The 14833-nt window shown below is 63.0% G+C and carries 19 protein-coding genes; 11 read left to right on the top strand and 8 right to left on the bottom strand.

The window, feature by feature from the left end:
• Positions 1-326 (top strand): DUF3597 domain-containing protein (locus XI09_RS05290; protein WP_271565920.1); only part of this gene is annotated, 326 nt, incomplete at its 5' end.
• 52 nt (positions 327-378) lie between these two features.
• Here the strand turns inward: XI09_RS05290 and XI09_RS05285 are convergent.
• Positions 379-654: a GNAT family N-acetyltransferase gene (locus tag XI09_RS05285; RefSeq protein ID WP_092181385.1), complete on the bottom strand. Its 276-nt coding sequence runs from the start codon at positions 652-654 to the stop codon at positions 379-381.
• Positions 655-905: 251 nt separating this feature from the next.
• Between XI09_RS05285 and XI09_RS05280 the strand changes: the two genes are divergently transcribed.
• A complete protein-coding gene (locus XI09_RS05280; RefSeq protein WP_271565919.1) occupies positions 906-1304 on the top strand; it encodes an SPW repeat protein in 399 nt (132 codons plus the stop codon).
• 49 nt (positions 1305-1353) lie between these two features.
• Here XI09_RS05280 and XI09_RS05275 read toward each other — a convergent pair whose 3' ends face one another.
• The 3 genes from XI09_RS05275 to XI09_RS05265 all read right to left on the bottom strand — a co-directional run bounded on the left by XI09_RS05275 (position 1354) and on the right by XI09_RS05265 (position 2616).
• Entirely contained in the window at positions 1354-1629 is a 276-nt protein-coding gene (locus XI09_RS05275; protein ID WP_271565918.1) for a GNAT family N-acetyltransferase, read from the bottom strand.
• Positions 1630-1640: 11 nt separating this feature from the next.
• Complete coding sequence (locus tag XI09_RS05270; protein WP_271565917.1) at positions 1641-2156, bottom strand: DUF3828 domain-containing protein; 516 nt, start codon at positions 2154-2156, stop codon at positions 1641-1643.
• A gap of 91 nt (positions 2157-2247) precedes the next feature.
• Entirely contained in the window at positions 2248-2616 is a 369-nt protein-coding gene (locus tag XI09_RS05265) for a hypothetical protein (protein ID WP_271565916.1), read from the bottom strand.
• Between the two features lie 94 nt (positions 2617-2710).
• On the opposite strand from XI09_RS05265, the gene XI09_RS05260 reads away from it, so the two are divergent.
• From XI09_RS05260 to XI09_RS05250, 3 genes are all read left to right on the top strand, one after another.
• Entirely contained in the window at positions 2711-3208 is a 498-nt protein-coding gene (locus tag XI09_RS05260) for a hypothetical protein (protein ID WP_271565915.1), read from the top strand.
• 105 nt (positions 3209-3313) lie between these two features.
• The gene (locus XI09_RS05255; protein WP_271565914.1) at positions 3314-4921 is read left to right on the top strand and encodes an acyl-CoA synthetase; all 1608 of its coding nucleotides are present in this window, start codon (positions 3314-3316) and stop codon (positions 4919-4921) included.
• Positions 4922-4930: 9 nt separating this feature from the next.
• A complete protein-coding gene (locus tag XI09_RS05250) occupies positions 4931-5791 on the top strand; it encodes a PCC domain-containing protein (protein WP_271565913.1) in 861 nt (286 codons plus the stop codon).
• Positions 5792-5807: 16 nt separating this feature from the next.
• On the opposite strand, the gene XI09_RS05245 is transcribed toward XI09_RS05250, so the two are convergent.
• Positions 5808-7871, bottom strand: coding sequence for a DUF1217 domain-containing protein (locus tag XI09_RS05245; protein WP_271565912.1), 2064 nt, complete (start codon positions 7869-7871; stop codon positions 5808-5810).
• 263 nt (positions 7872-8134) lie between these two features.
• Between XI09_RS05245 and XI09_RS05240 the strand changes: the two genes are divergently transcribed.
• The 5 genes from XI09_RS05240 to XI09_RS05220 all read left to right on the top strand — a co-directional run bounded on the left by XI09_RS05240 (position 8135) and on the right by XI09_RS05220 (position 11757).
• Positions 8135-8902: an AAA family ATPase gene (locus tag XI09_RS05240; protein ID WP_271565911.1), complete on the top strand. Its 768-nt coding sequence runs from the start codon at positions 8135-8137 to the stop codon at positions 8900-8902.
• Positions 8903-9172 carry a type II toxin-antitoxin system RelE/ParE family toxin gene (locus XI09_RS05235; protein ID WP_271565910.1) on the top strand — a complete coding sequence of 90 codons (270 nt, stop codon included), beginning with the start codon at positions 8903-8905 and terminating at the stop codon, positions 9170-9172. It abuts the gene before it with no gap.
• Between the two features lie 5 nt (positions 9173-9177).
• Positions 9178-9465 (top strand): HigA family addiction module antitoxin, encoded by a 288-nt coding sequence (locus XI09_RS05230; RefSeq protein ID WP_027546629.1) that lies wholly within the window; start codon positions 9178-9180, stop codon positions 9463-9465.
• 775 nt (positions 9466-10240) lie between these two features.
• Complete coding sequence (locus XI09_RS05225) at positions 10241-10807, top strand: SRPBCC family protein (RefSeq protein WP_271565909.1); 567 nt, start codon at positions 10241-10243, stop codon at positions 10805-10807.
• A 2-nt stretch (positions 10808-10809) separates the two neighbouring features.
• On the top strand, positions 10810-11757 hold the full coding sequence (locus XI09_RS05220; RefSeq protein ID WP_271565908.1) for a YVTN family beta-propeller repeat protein: 948 nt from the start codon (positions 10810-10812) through the stop codon (positions 11755-11757).
• 121 nt (positions 11758-11878) lie between these two features.
• Here XI09_RS05220 and XI09_RS05215 read toward each other — a convergent pair whose 3' ends face one another.
• Positions 11879-12796, bottom strand: a complete 918-nt coding sequence (locus XI09_RS05215) for a nucleoside hydrolase (protein ID WP_271565907.1) — start codon at positions 12794-12796, stop codon at positions 11879-11881.
• 109 nt (positions 12797-12905) lie between these two features.
• Positions 12906-13556, bottom strand: a complete 651-nt coding sequence (locus XI09_RS05210) for an HAD family hydrolase (protein WP_271565906.1) — start codon at positions 13554-13556, stop codon at positions 12906-12908.
• A gap of 99 nt (positions 13557-13655) precedes the next feature.
• Here XI09_RS05210 and XI09_RS05205 point away from each other — a divergent pair, with 99 nt between their 5' ends.
• The gene (locus tag XI09_RS05205) at positions 13656-13883 is read left to right on the top strand and encodes a DUF433 domain-containing protein (protein WP_271565905.1); all 228 of its coding nucleotides are present in this window, start codon (positions 13656-13658) and stop codon (positions 13881-13883) included.
• Positions 13884-13959: 76 nt separating this feature from the next.
• Here the strand turns inward: XI09_RS05205 and XI09_RS05200 are convergent, their stop codons facing one another.
• The gene (locus tag XI09_RS05200) at positions 13960-14829 is read right to left on the bottom strand and encodes a hypothetical protein (RefSeq protein ID WP_271565904.1); all 870 of its coding nucleotides are present in this window, start codon (positions 14827-14829) and stop codon (positions 13960-13962) included.
• Positions 14830-14833 lie beyond the last annotated feature (4 nt).

The raw sequence follows: 14833 nt of genomic DNA, 5'->3' as shown, positions 1-14833 counted from the left end.
CAGGCGGCGCAGCTCCGGGCGGCGCCCCCGCAGGGGCCGCGCCGGGCGCAGCCGCGCCCATGGCAGCGGTCGACGTCGCAGCCATCGTCGACAAGGCGGTCGCCGCGCACAAGGGCGAGAAGCTGGAATGGCGTACCTCGATCGTCGACCTGATGAAGGCGCTCGACATCGACTCGAGCCTCGCCGCGCGCAAGGATCTCGCCCGGGAGCTCGGCTACAGCGGCGACACCAACGATTCCGCGAGCATGAACGTCTGGCTGCATAAGCAGGTGATGTCCAAGCTCGCCGCCAATGGCGGCAAGCTGCCGCCGGAGATCAAGCACTGATCGATCGCTCGGACGCAGCCAAGGGCCCGCGGGATCGTGGGCCCTCTTGCGTTCAGGCAACGAGGTCCGCATCCTCCGGATGCTTGTCGAGATAGTCGACCACGAAGCCGCAGCCAGCGATCACCTTCCTGCCGTCGCGGCGGATCAGATCCAGCGCGCCCTTGACCAGCTCGGAGGCGATGCCACGGCCGCGCAGCGCGCGTGGCGTCTCGGTATGGGTGATGATCACCGCCGACGGGGTCAGCCGGTAATTGGCGAAGGCGACCTCGCTGCCGATATCGAGCTCGAAGCGGCTCCTGTCCTTGTTGTCGCGTACCGGTGCCGCCATGCAAGCTCCTTCCGAAGTGCGTATTGCTTGCCGATCTAGGAGCCCGCCCCCGCACTTGGCAAGCGCGGCCAAGGGAGGTTCAAGGGAGGTTGCCGGACCCTAATATTTCCTGACCCTGCTCTTGCAAGTTCCGCGGCGGTTCCCACGTCCTTGAGAGGACATACGCCCGAATGCGGCCGGCACGGTCGCCAGACATTCGGAGTGTCGTGATCGCCAGCCGCAGACGTATGCCTCTTCTGTAGGAGGGTACGATGTCGGACTTTGGTTTCTTGAATACTCATCGAACATGGGAAGACTGGTGCGGGATGCTGCTCGGTGCGCTGATTGCTGCGTCGCCGTGGTTCCCCATCCAGGATCGCCCGGGGATCGGCGGACACGAGACGATGGTCCTGAACACGGTCGCAATCGGCCTCGTCGTATTTGGCCTCAGCCAGCTCGAATATGTCGCGTTGCAGCGCTGGCAGGAGGTGGCGACGATCCTGGTCGGGCTGTGGCTCATCGTCTCGCCCTACGTGCTCGGCTATTCCGGCGAAGGTTTTCTCCGGGTCTACCATACCGGTCTCGGAGCGGCAGCGGTGCTCCTCGGCGTGCTCCAGCTGTGGCAGGACTGGGGTCTGAGTGACCAGGATATGCTGAAGCACGGACAATAGGCTGCGGATTTTGGCAGGCCCGCCGCGGGATCGGCGGGCCTGCGCTCGCTTATCTTTCCACGAGGTCCCGATAGTCCGGGTGCTTCTCGATCCACGCTTTGACGAACGGGCATTGCGGGATCAGCTTCAAGCCGGCTGCTCGGACCTGGTCGAGCGCGCCTTGCACCAGCTTCGAGCCGACGCCCTTGCCGCCGAGCTCTTTCGGCACATCCGTGTGCTCGAACGTGATGACGTTGCCGTCGAGCTTGTAATGTTCGGTCGCAAGATGGCCCTCCACCTCCAGTTCATAGCGGTGATGGGCCTTGTTGTTGATGACGTCGCTCATGTCGTCTCCGGTCAGCTCTTCAGCGAGTCGGTCAGCATCTTGCGGATCGACCAAGCTTCGCCGTCGGAGGAGCCCTTGATGTCGTCGATCCGCCAGCTACCAGCCTCGCGCACGAAGTCGTAACGCACGATCAGGTCGGCGGGTTTGCGGTCGTTGCGGTGGCCGGTGATGGTCACCGCAAGTGTCGCCTTGTCGGCCTCCATCTTCTCGGCGTCAACCTTGAACGACTTCACGTCCGGTTCCTGCGAGTTGGTGACGGGATCGAAATCGACCGGTCCGACGTCGCCCTTGGGCGTATGCGCATCCGCCTTGGCCCACAGCGCAGCCAGCGCCTTCGAGAGATATTTTGCCTTGGCCGCCTTGTTCTCGATGACGAAGGCACCACCGCCATCGCCCTTGCCCTTGGCCGCGCGCGAGTAGATCGCGGTCAGGATGGCGACGGGATCGCTGGGGGCGGGCGTCACGGCGAATGCCGGGGAGGTAGTGGCAAGCAGAGAGGCGACGACGAAGGTCCGGCGGGTGAGCATGAAATGTCCCTGAGGTGATGGCGCGCGACGACAGGCCTGAGCGGCCGGCGTCAGCGCGTATCGCTGTAGACTGATGGAGCGGCCGTTCGGTTCAATCGGTCGCTTTGGCCAGCCGCGCGTCCTCGGGCTGCGGCTGCTGGCGGAGGCAGCCCTGGCAGATGACGAGGGAGCGGTTGACCCTGGCGTCCTGCTCGGCCTCGATGCCGTCCTGCGCCTGCCACCATTCCTTCGAATAGGGCTGAAGGCCTGCTTGCGATCTGTCGCGCTCGGATGCTGCGGCGGATCGCGTTACGCGCGATGATCCCGAGACGGATCGCGGCTGGTTGGGATCCTCGCCGGCACCATCCCAGGCATAGCGCGCAGGCTTGAAGGCGGGATCGGAAGCGAGATGCGCCTGCGGCGCCACGGCACATCCGGCAAGCGCCAGCGATAGCAGGAGGAAGGCGGGCGCTTTGACCATGATGCGGCACTCTGTACGCGAGAACTGGCTGAGGTTGCGCCGATCATGTTTAAAATTCCCTGAACGGTCGCGGCTGCGTCGGCGACAAATGTGCATGCGCTGTTTCATCCTCCTGCTCGCTCTGCTCGTCACCGCTGCGCGCGCCGACGACGCAAAATCGTTCAACCCGGCCGACTATCCAGCCGGTGTGCAGAAGGCGCTGCGCCACGCCAATGAGGAATGCGACAGCCAGGACGGTGGCGCGGTAACCTTTGCACCGGACACGGTGCGCAGGATCGACCTGACCGGCGACGGCCGCGACGACTACATCGTCGATTTCCGCGACACCAAATGCGGGGAGCGCGAGACCACCTATTGCGGAACCGGCGGCTGCGTCATGAACATCCTGGTGACGCTGCCGGACGGCAGCGTGCGCCCCGTGTTCGACGGCTATGTCCGCAGCTACAAGATCGTGGCATCGCCGGTGAAGCGCGGCGCCGCGCGCACCATCCGGTTCGATCTGCATGGCAGCTATTGCGGCGGTTTTGGCGCGCAGGCCTGCGTCAAGGCGAAGGCGATCACGGCGACGCCGTTCGCGTTCAAGCAGCCGTAGAGCAGGTGCGCGGCCGGCGGCCTTGCGGCGGTGCGGGCGTTGGCGATAAATGGGCTGCAAGGAGCGGGCGGCTTGCGCGCTGTCCGCCGTCGAAGAGGAAGCCCCATGCAGCCCCTGCGCATGTCCCGCCGCGTCATGAATCTCGCTCACATGCTGACCCAGAATGCCCGGCGGCATGGATCGCGTCCCGGCTTCGTCTGGGGGGACAAATCCTGGACCTGGCGCGAGATCGACGCGCGGGTCTCGGCGCTGGCGGCGGCGCTCGCCGCGCGTGGCATCGCGAAGGGCGACCGCATCCTCGTCCATGCCAAGAATGGCGACGAGATGTTCTTCTCGATGTTCGCGGCGTTCCGGCTCGGTGCGGTCTGGGTGCCCACCAATTTCCGCCTGATGCCGGACGAGGTCTCCTATCTCGCGCAGGCCTCCGGCGCGAAGGCGTTTCTGTGCCACGTCGATTTTCCCGAGCACGCGGCGGCCGTGAGCGGCGGCGCGCTCGCGTTCACCTGGAGCATTGACGGCAAGGGCGCGTTCGGCGAGACGTCGGTTGCGGACGCCATCGCGTCGCAGGCGGGTCGCGCGGTCGAGAACGTCGCTGTCGAGCACGACGATCCCTGCTGGTTCTTCTTCACCTCCGGCACCACGGGCCGCTCCAAGGCGGCGGTGCTGACCCACGGCCAGATGGGCTTTGTCGTCACCAACCATCTCGCCGATCTGACACCTGGCGTCACCGAGGACGATGCCTCGCTGGTGGTGGCGCCGCTCTCGCATGGAGCCGGCGTGCATCAACTGGTGCAGACCGCGCGCGGTGTACGTACCGTGCTGCTGCCGACCGAGAAGTTCGACATCGACGAGGCGTTCCGCCTGATCGAAAAGCATCGGGTCAGCAATCTCTTCACCGTGCCGACGATCCTGAAGATGATGGTCGAGCATCCCGCCGCCGACAAATACGATCACTCCTCGCTGCGTCACGTGATCTATGCCGGCGCGCCGATGTATCGCGAGGACCAGAAGGCCGCGCTGAAGAAGCTCGGCAGGGTCATCGTGCAGTATTTTGGATTGGGCGAGGTCACCGGCAACATCACCGTGCTGCCGGCGGCGCTGCACGACCCCGAGGACGGCCCGCATGCGAAGATCGGCACTTGCGGCTTCGAGCGCACCGGTATGCAGGTCTCGATCCAGGACGACGAGGGCCGCGAGCTCGGGGCGAACCAGAGCGGCGAGATCTGCGTGATCGGTCCTGCGGTGCTCGCCGGCTATTACGACAACCCCGAGGCCAATGCGAAGGCGTTCCGCAACGGCTGGTTCCGGACCGGCGATCTCGGCCACATGGACGAGGAGGGGTTCGTCTACATCACCGGCCGCGCCTCCGACATGTACATCTCCGGCGGCTCCAACATCTATCCGCGCGAGATCGAGGAGAAGATCCTGACGCATCCTGCGGTCGGCGAGGTCGCCGTGCTCGGCGTGCCCGATGCGACCTGGGGCGAGGTCGGCGTGGCCGTCTGTGTTGCGCGCGAGGGAGCGAAGCCGGTGAGTGAAGCGGAGATGGCGGCGTTCCTCGGTCCGAAGGTGCCACGCTACAAGATGCCAAAACGCTTCTTCTTCTGGGAGGCGCTGCCGAAGTCCGGCTATGGCAAGGTGCCGAAGCGCATGGTCCGCGACGAACTCGAGGCGCGCGGATTGCTCGACCTCGATACGACGAAAACAGGCTGAGCGAAGGTCATGCGCAGCATCAAGCAGCCGGGCGCACCTCGCGCAGAACGCATCCAATGGGTGGAGGCGAGGGGACGCGCCTTCGCGTTCACGCTTCAGGCAGGCCTGCCGCTGCTGGAAGCCGCGCGCCGCGGCTTTGCGGCAGAAGGCTTTACGAGCGGCGTGCTGAATTTTGGCAGCGGCACGCTCGGACCGTTCGCCTATGTGATGCCGGCGCTGTCGAAGACCGGCGAGAATGCCGCCTTCTACAGCGAGACGTTCCGGCCCAAGGGCGTGACGCGCACGAAGCTCGGCAGCATGACGCTCGGCATGCGCGACGGCGCGCCGTTCTTTCATTGCCATGGGCTTTGGACCGAGGCGGACGGCAGGCCAGGCGGCGGCCATATGCTGCCGGACGAGACTGTTGTCGCCGAGCCGTTCGAGGTCGAAGCCTTCGGCGTTGATGGCGCAATGTTCACCGCCGAGCCCGATCCCGAGACGAACTTCAAGCTGTTCGGGCCGGTGCCTGCTGCGAGCAGCGGTGCGCGCACCACGAGCCGCGCGTTCGCGCTGCGCCTGCGGCCCAATCAGGATTTTGCCTTCTGTCTCGAAGCATTCTGTCGCGAGCACGGTCTTTTGCGCGCGAAAATCCATGGCGGTGTCGGCTCGACCATCGGAGCGCGCTTCACCGACGGCGGCGTGACCGAGCCGTTTGCGACCGAGCTTGCGGTGGCGGCGGGGACGATCGTACTGGGCCCTTCGGGCGCACCGGAGGCCACGCTCGACATTGCCCTGATCGACTACACCGGCGGCATTGCGGAGGGCCGTCTGATCCGTGGCGACAATCCCGTGCTGATGACCATGGAGCTGGTGCTCGAGGTATTGGGTTAGTATCGGCGAGCGATCATCAGTGAGAACGTAGCTTGGCAATGGCCAAGAACGTGGATTCACTGACCCCTGAACTCGCCCCTTGGAAGAGGTCGAGCAAGGGAGATTGACCCTGACCGGTGCTCTGGCTGTTTCTGATGTCATACATGGCGGAGAAACGGCCCAACAGCTTTTCGACCTTCGCGGGATCGGACAGATCCTTGATCTTCATGAATCTGTCCACGAATTTGGCCTGCTGATCGATCGGCATCGCAGCCATCGAATCAGGCAAATTGAAAGTGGTCCTGAACACCTCCGAAAGAGCCTTGTCGGCAAGGATGTCGTATGCGGACGTGATTTCCCCCGCCTTTCGCTTGAAATAGAGCGCCAGGCGCACGCCGGGATTCGTATCCCCTTGCTGCTGCTCCAGGCTTTGCTCGAGATAGTTCGCCTGCGTGTCCCGGAATTGGTCTTGCTTCTGCGGACCCATCATCGCAAGGCGCGCGACGTTGCCCTTGCTGTCAAAATTGAACGACGACGCGATTTCGGCAAAGCGAGGATCGCTCTGCGTGTTCGCGAAGCTCTTTGGATTATTCAGGTCGGACGCGAAGATCTTCTTGAGATAGTCGGTGCTGACCTTCTTGGGGTCCAAACCCTTGGCGACGAGAATGAAATCGACCATCTTCCGGTTCGCAAGCAGCTCGGAAGCGCTGTCGATGCTCGCGATGGCTTCCTGATAGGACGTCGCGTCTTTCTGGGCTTGTTCCCGAACTGCTTTCTGCTGCTCAGGGCTTGCCTGTTTTAGCACTGCAATGACGTAGTCCTTCGCGATCTGGAGGACTTCTGCCGGGTCCTGAGCCACCAAGGGGGTCGTCAGATTGCCTCTTGCGTCGAAGTTGAAGGCCCGTGCGAGCTTTACGTATCGGTCGTCCTTGAGCGTATAGACGTAGCTCTTGAGATCGCTGAGGTCGCTTTCGAGGACAGCCTTGACGGTGGCCTGCGAGACCGTTCCGGGATCGAGGCCGACGGCGCCCAGCGCAAAATTGTACACGGCTGGTGTCGATACGAACGCCTGGAGCGAATTGACCTTGAGGATGGCCGATCTGAATTGCGTGATTGCCAGAGCTTCGTTCAGCGGGCTTGCCGCCGCATAGACGGCGGACTTGCTGTCATCGAACCGCTGTTTCGTGAGCGTGACGTTTGCAGCAGTCTGCGCAGACACGCCGGACGGCAGGGACCCGTCAGGCGAAAACTCGAACGCGCCGGCCAGGTCTACAAACTCGCCAATCGTCGCTATCTGGTCGTTGAGGCTGGAAATGCTCTTCGTGTATGACTCCAGGTGATATTTTTCGACCAGGATCTGGACCTTCAACTGGGGCACGTCAGCGCCTGGTTGCGAGAGTTGGGCCGAGTAGTCGGCGATCTTCGTATTGGTGGCGCTCACGTCCGATTTGGCTTGTGCGAGCTGGGCGTTGAGCCCCGGCAACTGAGACGCGAAGGTGGTGTTGACGTAGCTGTTTGGATCGGATGGATCGCTGCGCAGGACCTGACTTATCGTGTCGCGCGGCCACTTGCTCTCATCGATCCCGAATGCCGAATAGACGTAGTTGCGAAGACGATCGTTGTTCAGGAGCTGGTCTGCAGTGCTGATGTTGCCGATCTGGGCGCTGTAGTAATTCGTATCGTCGGCAAGTGCATCGACCTGGCTCTTCTTGGTTGCCGTGTACAGACCGATCGTCTCATCGGTCTGGTCCTCTGATTGCGCAACCGGCGTCGCAGTGCCGTTGAAGGAAAATGCCGCGGCAAACTCCCGGTAACGCTTGTCGACCAGCTTGTTGACAAAGCTCGTTGCGTCGGAGAGGTCGCTCTCCAGCACCTTTTTCATGAAAGCCTTGGCGTACGCCATGTCCTCCAGGCCATACGCCTTCATCGCATAGTGATACAGGCGATAGTCCTTCATGAAATCGTTGACGGACTTCACCTTGCCGATGTTGGCTTTGTAATAGGCGGCCTCTCGTGCCACGTCCGGTTGCTGTTCGATCCGCGTCAGGGACTGCTTGAGATTGCGCGTAATGTAGTTGTAACTGAAATACGTGGTCACCATCGCGCATCCTCGCGGCTGTACGGTCCCGGACGTCCGTCAATCATTGCGGGGTCGCGAGGTGGGGGCTGGCCTCATGCCTGCAAACTGTCTCGTAGCTAGGTCTTCCTAGGGCGATTCTGGCTACAATCTGAGGTTTTAATTTGCGTACAAGTGACGCATAACGGGTTTTATTGCTATATGTTTCTCAGGCGCGGCTTTCGCGAGGGTTTCGTTCCTGATATGTTCCTGTCAAAAGATCGATCCGAATGGGTTGGAAGCCGAGCATGAGCCGAAGAAGCAATCGCACGATCAACCTGCCGGCGCCTTACCTGAAGCGGGTCTGGCTCGACCCGTCGCGGGTTCACGATCGCGAGGCTTATCCGTTTTGCCTGCCGATCTTTCCGGATGATTTCGAACTCAACTTCGATGCCGCCATCACTGTTATCGTCGGGGAGAATGGCACCGGGAAGTCGACGATGCTCGAGGGTATCGCCGCGCTCGCCGGCTACGACGATGCCGGTGGCGGGAAGGGGTACATGCCGGTCGATCATTCCGACGCGCGCGAGAAGATGGGCGGCCAGCTTTCCAAGGCGTTGCGCGCAAGCTGGCTGCCGAAGATCACCAATGGCTGGTTTTTCCGCGCCGAGAGTTTTTTCTCGGTGGCGCGATATCTCGACAAGGCCGCACGCGATGCCGGCCAGGTCGGCCCGGATTTCCTGTCGCATTCCCATGGCGAAGGTTTTCTGCGCTTCTTCGAAGAGCGCTGCCAGCGTCAGGGTATCTTCATCTTCGACGAGCCGGAATCGGCGCTGTCGCCGGCGCGTCAGATCGAATTTCTGAAGCTTTTGCGACGCATGGACGATTCCCGCATCTGCCAGGTCATCATGGCAACCCATTCGCCGATGCTGATGGCCTATCCCAACGCGCAGCTGCTTCGGCTCGGGAAATACGGCCTGGAGCCGGTGACGGTGGAGCAAACCGATCATTACCGGGTGATGCGGGAGTTCTGCGACGATCCACGTGGATTCGTGGAGGCTACGTTGGCGGACTGAATGCCGTATCCATTGCCGTGGTCTGGGATGACGACTCCGAACCAGTTTCGCGGGCTCGACTTCGAGGCGGCGGTTGATTTGCTGCTCGCGTTGAACGTCGCAAAATCGCTTGGTGACCTGAGTCCGTTGAAGAGCGTCGGGTTGCATAAGCTGAAGGGCGATCGCAAAGGACAATGGGCGATGACAGTCAACGAGCGCTGGCGCATCTGCTTCGAGTTCAGCAAGGGCGACGCCTACGAGGTTGAAATCGTCGACTATCATAAGGGCTGAAATGTATGCCTCCTCTTGTGCACCCCGGACGTTTGCTCAAACGCGAAATGACGGCGCGTGGTCTCAGCGCCAACAGGCTTTCAATTGACATCGGCGTCCCCTCGGGCCGGATTACCGATATCTTGAATGGACGTCGCGGTATCTCCGCAGACACGGCGGTGCGTCTCGGACGCTACTTCGGCAATAGCCCTCAATTCTGGTTGGACTTGCAAGGGCAGTACGACATTGGTGTCGTCGAGCGAGAGAAGGGCGCGGAGATCGCTCGGCGGGTGAGGCCGGCCGACGCGGCCTGACGGAGTTTTGGTCCAGAGTTTCATCGGCTTCGCTTACGGACGACACGGGACACGACTTCGCGTCCTCGCGGCACATCGTGCCCGAGCTTTGCGGCATTCACCGCCCTCAAAGGTGCCGAGGGCGCAGGGAAGGCCGGGTGCCGGCTGGCACCCGCGGTCCGCTGTGCGCATATGCGCGAAAAACAGATGCACAGCGGCATACAGGTGAAGCCAAACATCCGGCCTTCCCTGCGCAGTGGTTTTACGGCTTATGTCGTGATCTCCTCGGGGAGCGATGCACTATTGCCCCCGTCGCCTTGCGGATGGCTGACGCGCCCGCCCGGTCGGGCAGCACACGTCACCGCAAGACTTGGCACACAGACCCCGGATGCCAGGACCACACGATTTTGCCGTACGCAGGCTGCACCGGTCGTGTGCGCGCAGGCAGTTGCTCACGGCGTCAGCCGCCCTGCAAATCACCTTCGCGCCGACGCCGCCTGCGTCCACCACGTCCCATCCCGCGTGTCGTGACGATCGCGATAACGCCCCTCGGCCGGGTTGGGATGGCTGAAGCATGCGATAATTCCGAATTCGCGTAAAGCGAATTGTTTTGATCCTGACGGATTGACCCCTCTCTTGTGTGTCTTGCCCGTCGGGCAACGCAAGGGATGGCGTGGATGCGGGTCGCGATCCCCGCCACAGCCGTGCCACGAACCGGTCTCCCCACGGCCCGAAAATGCGCTACGATGATCGCAGCGCGCCTCAAGTCGCGCAGATCCAGGAGTGAGGAAACGGTATGAGGATGAGAAGCGGAACGGCGGTCGCCGGGGTGGCGGCGCTGGCGGTGGCGGGGATGGCTCTGACGGCCGCGTTTGAGCCGGTTTGGGCACACGGGCCGACCCGGCAGAAGGTGCGCGAATCCATCGAGATCAACGCGGCCCCGGCCAGGGTGTGGGCGGTGATCGGCAATTTCCAGGACATGAGCTGGCTCCCGCCCGTCACCAAGACCGAGGGCGAGAAGGGCAACGAGATCGGCGCGACGCGGCGGCTGACCCTGACCGGCGGGGCGACCGTGGACGAGGAGCTCTACAAGTTCGACGCGGCCGCGATGACCTATTCCTACCGGATCACCACTGTCGACGTGAAGGTGCTGCCGGTCACCAATTATTCCTCGACGCTGACGGTGACGCCGAGCGCCGACGGCAAGGCCTCGACGCTGGAATGGGCCGGCGCGTTCTATCGCGGCTTTCCCAACAACGATCCGCCGCCGGAGCTGAGCGACGAGGCCGCGGTGAAGGCGGTGAAGGGGCTCTATCAGGCCGGCCTCGAAGCGCTCAAGAAGAAGATCGAGAGCGGAAGCTGACCGTGCGGGCGCTGGTCCTGGCGGCGCTCGCCGCCAGCCTTGCCTGCCTCGGCAGCGCGTTCGCCGAAGAGGCGTTCGTCACCAACCAGCTCAGCGACGATCTGATGGTCGTGGACCTCGCCACCGCACGTGCGGTGGCAACCATCCCGATTGGCGGCAAGCCGGCGGGCGTCGCGGTCAGCGCCGACGGCCGCTTTGCCTATGTCACGAGCCCGGATGCCAAGGCGGTGACGGTGGTGGACGCAGCGACGCGGCAGGTCGTGGGGCGGATCGAGGTCGGCGGCGGCCCGCTCGGCATTGCGGTGGCGCCTGACGGCAAGACGGTTTATGTCGCCGATTGGTATGCCGCCGCGGTGCGGGTGATCGACGCGGCGACGCGGAGCGTCACGGCCAGCATCGCGGTCGGCGCCTCGCCGTCGGGCCTGGCGGTGACGCCCGACGGCAAGCTGCTGCTCTCGGCGGACCGCGACGACGACAGCGTCTCGGTCGTGGACACCGCGGCGCGCGCGCGCAAGGCGATCATCAAGGTCGGCACGCGCCCGTTCGGCGTCACCATCGATGCCGAGGGCAAGCGCGCCTACACCGCCAATGTCGGCTCCAACGACGTCTCCGTGATCGACATCGCCGCTGGGTCCGAGATCGGCCGCGTGCCGGTCGGGATGCGTCCCTATGCGGTGGCGCTGGCGCAAGGGCGCGGCTTCGTCACCGACCAGTATGGCGGCACCGTCAGCGTGTTCGATGTTGCGACGTTGAAGCCGGTGAAGCGCATCACTGTCGGCGACTACCCCGAAGGCATCAACGCTACCGCCGACGGCAAGCGCGTCATCGTCGCCTGCTGGGAGAGCAACACGCTTGTTATCATCGACGCCGCTGAGCTGAAGGTGATCGGCGAGATCAGGACCGGCGACGGCCCGCGCGCGTTCGGGGCGTTCTTGCGGCGGACGGAGTAGGGTAGATTATCCTGTAGCCCGCATGAGCGCAGCGACATGCGGGTCTCGTTTCAAGCACGGGCGGTCCCGGATGTCGCTTCGCTCATCCGGGCTACGGACTTCGCTCCATCCGGGCTACGGGCTACGATCCGGCAAACGCCTTCAGCTTCACGAAGAAATCCTTCAGGATCGGGTTGCGATCCACATAGGTCACGTAGCGGATCGAATGGCGCCGGCGATCGACGCTCCACGTCATCTGATCCGTGAGGACGGGGGCGGGGATGATCACGCTCGGTGCCCACACGGGGTTCAGCAGCCAGCCGACCGGCGCCATGTCCCAGATTTCCTTGGCCCAGCCCATGTGGTCGGACGAATATTCCTTGAAGCGCATGGCGAGAAACGCGCCGATGCTGCCGTGAGGTTCGACGTATCGTTCGATCTCCGGCACCGTCGAGTGGAGGCGCGAGGTGACGCCCATGCACGGGACGAGGACGAGCGGCACGCCGCTGTCGAGCAGCACCTGGGCACCGCCGACGTCCTGCTTCAGATTGAACTCGACCGTGTGGGGCCATTCCAGCGCATGGCCGCCGAGCCAGACCACCACGATACGGTCGATGATATCAGGGGCTTTGAGCAGTGCGGAGGCGACGTTGCTGATGGCGCCGATGGCGACGACGTAGAGCGGGTTGTCAGGCGAGCCCGCGCGCGCCCGGGCGATGAGGTCATCGACGGCAGGCGCCGCCTGCGCTGTCTTGCCGGGGCCGACATAGTCGGTGACGCCGCGATGAACCAGGCCATCCGGCGCGACATGCAGGCGCTCCAGCAGGCGAAGGATTTCCTGATAGCTCAGCTCCATGCCGTGGCCGGGACTGTCCGCGCGCGCATTGAAGAACGGCGCGGCGTAGATCGCCTCGACGTCGAAGCGTTCCGGCGACAGCAGCATCTGCACCAGCGCGAACTGATCGTCGATCTCGTTATAGGTGTCGGTGTCGAGCACGACACGCAACTGGCCGACCGGCGGCGCCAGGAGCTTGAGGCGGCTTGCGTCCGTGAGTGTCATCGACGTCTCCCCGAACAGTTCGTAGGGTGGGTTAGCCTGCGGCTGCGCGAAGCGCAGTCCGCCAGCGTAACCCACCTCTTTTGTCTCTGCGGATACGCACAGTGGTGGATTACGCTTCGCTAATCCACCCTACGTTTCCGCATAATGTCTCGGCAATGTCGCGCATGTGTTCGAACATGTGGTCCGGTTCGTGCGCCCGCAGCGCCGCGGGGGCCGCATAGCCCCAGCTGACCGCACCGCAGGCGATACCGACCGCGCGCGCCGCCTCGATGTCGCGGACCTCGTCGCCGATCGCGATCACGCGGCTTGGGTCCACGCCGGCGCGGCGGACGACCCGGCGGAATTTCGCAGGCTTGCCGAAGATCGACGCAGAGCAGTCGTACTGCGCAAACAGCGCGGCGGTCTCGCCGAGCTTCTCGCGCGCATTGGCTTCGCTGTCGGAGGTCACCAGCGCGAGCTGCACGCCGTTCTCGGCCAGCGTCCGCAGCATCGCCTCGACGCCCGCGAACAGCGAAATCTCGCTAGCTGCCTCCGCCTTCAGCCGCCGCGCATGCCGCGCGATCGCCGGCAGCTTCCACAGCGGCACCTCGAGCCGGTTGAGGATCTCGCGCGACGAGGCATGCCGCAGCCCCTCGACGTCCTCATCGGCCACACGGCGAAAGCCGAAGCGGTCGGCGACGTCGTTGATGGTGCGCAGGAACCAGGGGAAGCTGTCGGCGAGGGTGCCGTCGAGGTCGAAGATGGCGAGGGCGTAGGGCATGGGGGAGTGGAAGTGTCGGGCGGACCTGCGCATCCGGTCCGCGAGCGATGCGCTGACAGATGCTATCGGAGATGCTATATTAACCCCCAGAGGTGACAGATGTCGGAGCTACTGGCAAGGATTGCGGTCGATCCGCAGCGTATGCATGGACGCCCCTGCATTCGCGATCTGCGCATCACGGTCGCCGACGTCCTGGGACTGCTATCCGCCGGTCAATCGCGCAAGAGCATTCTCGAGGACTATCCGTATCTGGAAGAGGCGGATATCGACGCAGTGCTCGCTTATGCCGCGCGTCAGGTTGACCACCCGATCATAGCGGCCAAATAGCTTGCTTTACCTGATCGACGCTCAGCTTCCCCCTGCACTCGCGGAAGCCATGCATTGAGCTGGATACGCCGCGTGACTAAGCCGTGTCGTGCTTAGTTTCTTGAACAATCTTCGCCCTCGCATCGACTAGTTTTGGCTGCATGATTGTATCGATAATCTTTTCGACAGGAATGACGATGCCTATTCCAGAGTGAATTCCAGACGATGCGTCGCTTGCGTTCTCTAAGGCCACATCTAAGTTTAGGTCTTCCAAATCGAAATGCCCATGCACCAGCCCAAGAAGATAGAGTTGGTAGGTGGATTTCTGGCGAAGGAGGTTAGTCTTACCGTCGATCGTCCTTATCGCAGGCAAATGGATAAAGGCGGGCGATCCGCTCAATCCTCCGATTGATCGAGCCTCGATCAAGTAGGCCTCCACATAACTGCCATTCTTGGTTTTAACGGGTTCCCCGTCGAGCATCGCTACGTTTCCCACTCGGACAATGGGAACGTTTTTTTGCTGCCCGTAATGGCTGCGAAAAAGTCCAGCTACGACGACCTCATCGCCGACACCCATCCTGACGTCGTCCATAACTGCTCGCGTGGCGGCGACCGATCTCGGTCCATAGATCGGTACGGGGGCAATCATCTCCTCGCCGTGATCGAAACTGATCGGACAAACCGCAACATCAGTTGCGGACTCGGCAGAGTTCGGGTGGAAATACCAATCCGAGGGATCGATCTTGATCTCGGCTGGTTCACCAGTCCTTCTATTGACTCGTAACCAAAGGTCATGGCCCAGCGCCAAGGATCTGGCAACAACGTGCTCAGCAGTTACAAGGTAGCTCCAGCGGCATTCCTGCTCGTCGATCTCGACGGCGAATGCCGTTGCGCGAGGTCGAAATTGATCTGCCTGCTTAATGCCTAGGAAGCACACGCATTGGCGGACCCGCTCGGGTACGAGCATCAGG

This window comes from Bradyrhizobium sp. CCBAU 11386 (assembly GCF_028128955.1).
In the GTDB taxonomy this organism is placed as follows: Bacteria; Pseudomonadota; Alphaproteobacteria; order Rhizobiales; family Xanthobacteraceae; genus Bradyrhizobium.
The sequence above is the reverse complement of the archived record's forward strand: the minus strand, read 5'-3'. Positions and strand labels throughout refer to the sequence as shown.

Coding starts and splice junctions, on each gene's coding strand:
- XI09_RS05210 (WP_271565906.1), bottom strand. CDS start 13,556: ATGCCCTACGCCCTCGCCATCTTCGACCTCGACGGCACCCTCGCCGAC.
- XI09_RS05245 (WP_271565912.1), bottom strand. CDS start 7,871: ATGGTGACCACGTATTTCAGTTACAACTACATTACGCGCAATCTCAAG.
- XI09_RS05265 (WP_271565916.1), bottom strand. CDS start 2,616: ATGGTCAAAGCGCCCGCCTTCCTCCTGCTATCGCTGGCGCTTGCCGGA.
- XI09_RS05215 (WP_271565907.1), bottom strand. CDS start 12,796: ATGACACTCACGGACGCAAGCCGCCTCAAGCTCCTGGCGCCGCCGGTC.
- XI09_RS05225 (WP_271565909.1), top strand. CDS start 10,241: ATGAGGATGAGAAGCGGAACGGCGGTCGCCGGGGTGGCGGCGCTGGCG.
- XI09_RS05200 (WP_271565904.1), bottom strand. CDS start 14,829: ATGCTCGTACCCGAGCGGGTCCGCCAATGCGTGTGCTTCCTAGGCATT.
- XI09_RS05230 (WP_027546629.1), top strand. CDS start 9,178: ATGCCTCCTCTTGTGCACCCCGGACGTTTGCTCAAACGCGAAATGACG.
- XI09_RS05285 (WP_092181385.1), bottom strand. CDS start 654: ATGGCGGCACCGGTACGCGACAACAAGGACAGGAGCCGCTTCGAGCTC.
- XI09_RS05260 (WP_271565915.1), top strand. CDS start 2,711: ATGCGCTGTTTCATCCTCCTGCTCGCTCTGCTCGTCACCGCTGCGCGC.
- XI09_RS05275 (WP_271565918.1), bottom strand. CDS start 1,629: ATGAGCGACGTCATCAACAACAAGGCCCATCACCGCTATGAACTGGAG.
- XI09_RS05250 (WP_271565913.1), top strand. CDS start 4,931: ATGCGCAGCATCAAGCAGCCGGGCGCACCTCGCGCAGAACGCATCCAA.
- XI09_RS05235 (WP_271565910.1), top strand. CDS start 8,903: ATGCCGTATCCATTGCCGTGGTCTGGGATGACGACTCCGAACCAGTTT.
- XI09_RS05255 (WP_271565914.1), top strand. CDS start 3,314: ATGCAGCCCCTGCGCATGTCCCGCCGCGTCATGAATCTCGCTCACATG.
- XI09_RS05270 (WP_271565917.1), bottom strand. CDS start 2,156: ATGCTCACCCGCCGGACCTTCGTCGTCGCCTCTCTGCTTGCCACTACC.
- XI09_RS05205 (WP_271565905.1), top strand. CDS start 13,656: ATGTCGGAGCTACTGGCAAGGATTGCGGTCGATCCGCAGCGTATGCAT.
- XI09_RS05240 (WP_271565911.1), top strand. CDS start 8,135: ATGAGCCGAAGAAGCAATCGCACGATCAACCTGCCGGCGCCTTACCTG.
- XI09_RS05280 (WP_271565919.1), top strand. CDS start 906: ATGTCGGACTTTGGTTTCTTGAATACTCATCGAACATGGGAAGACTGG.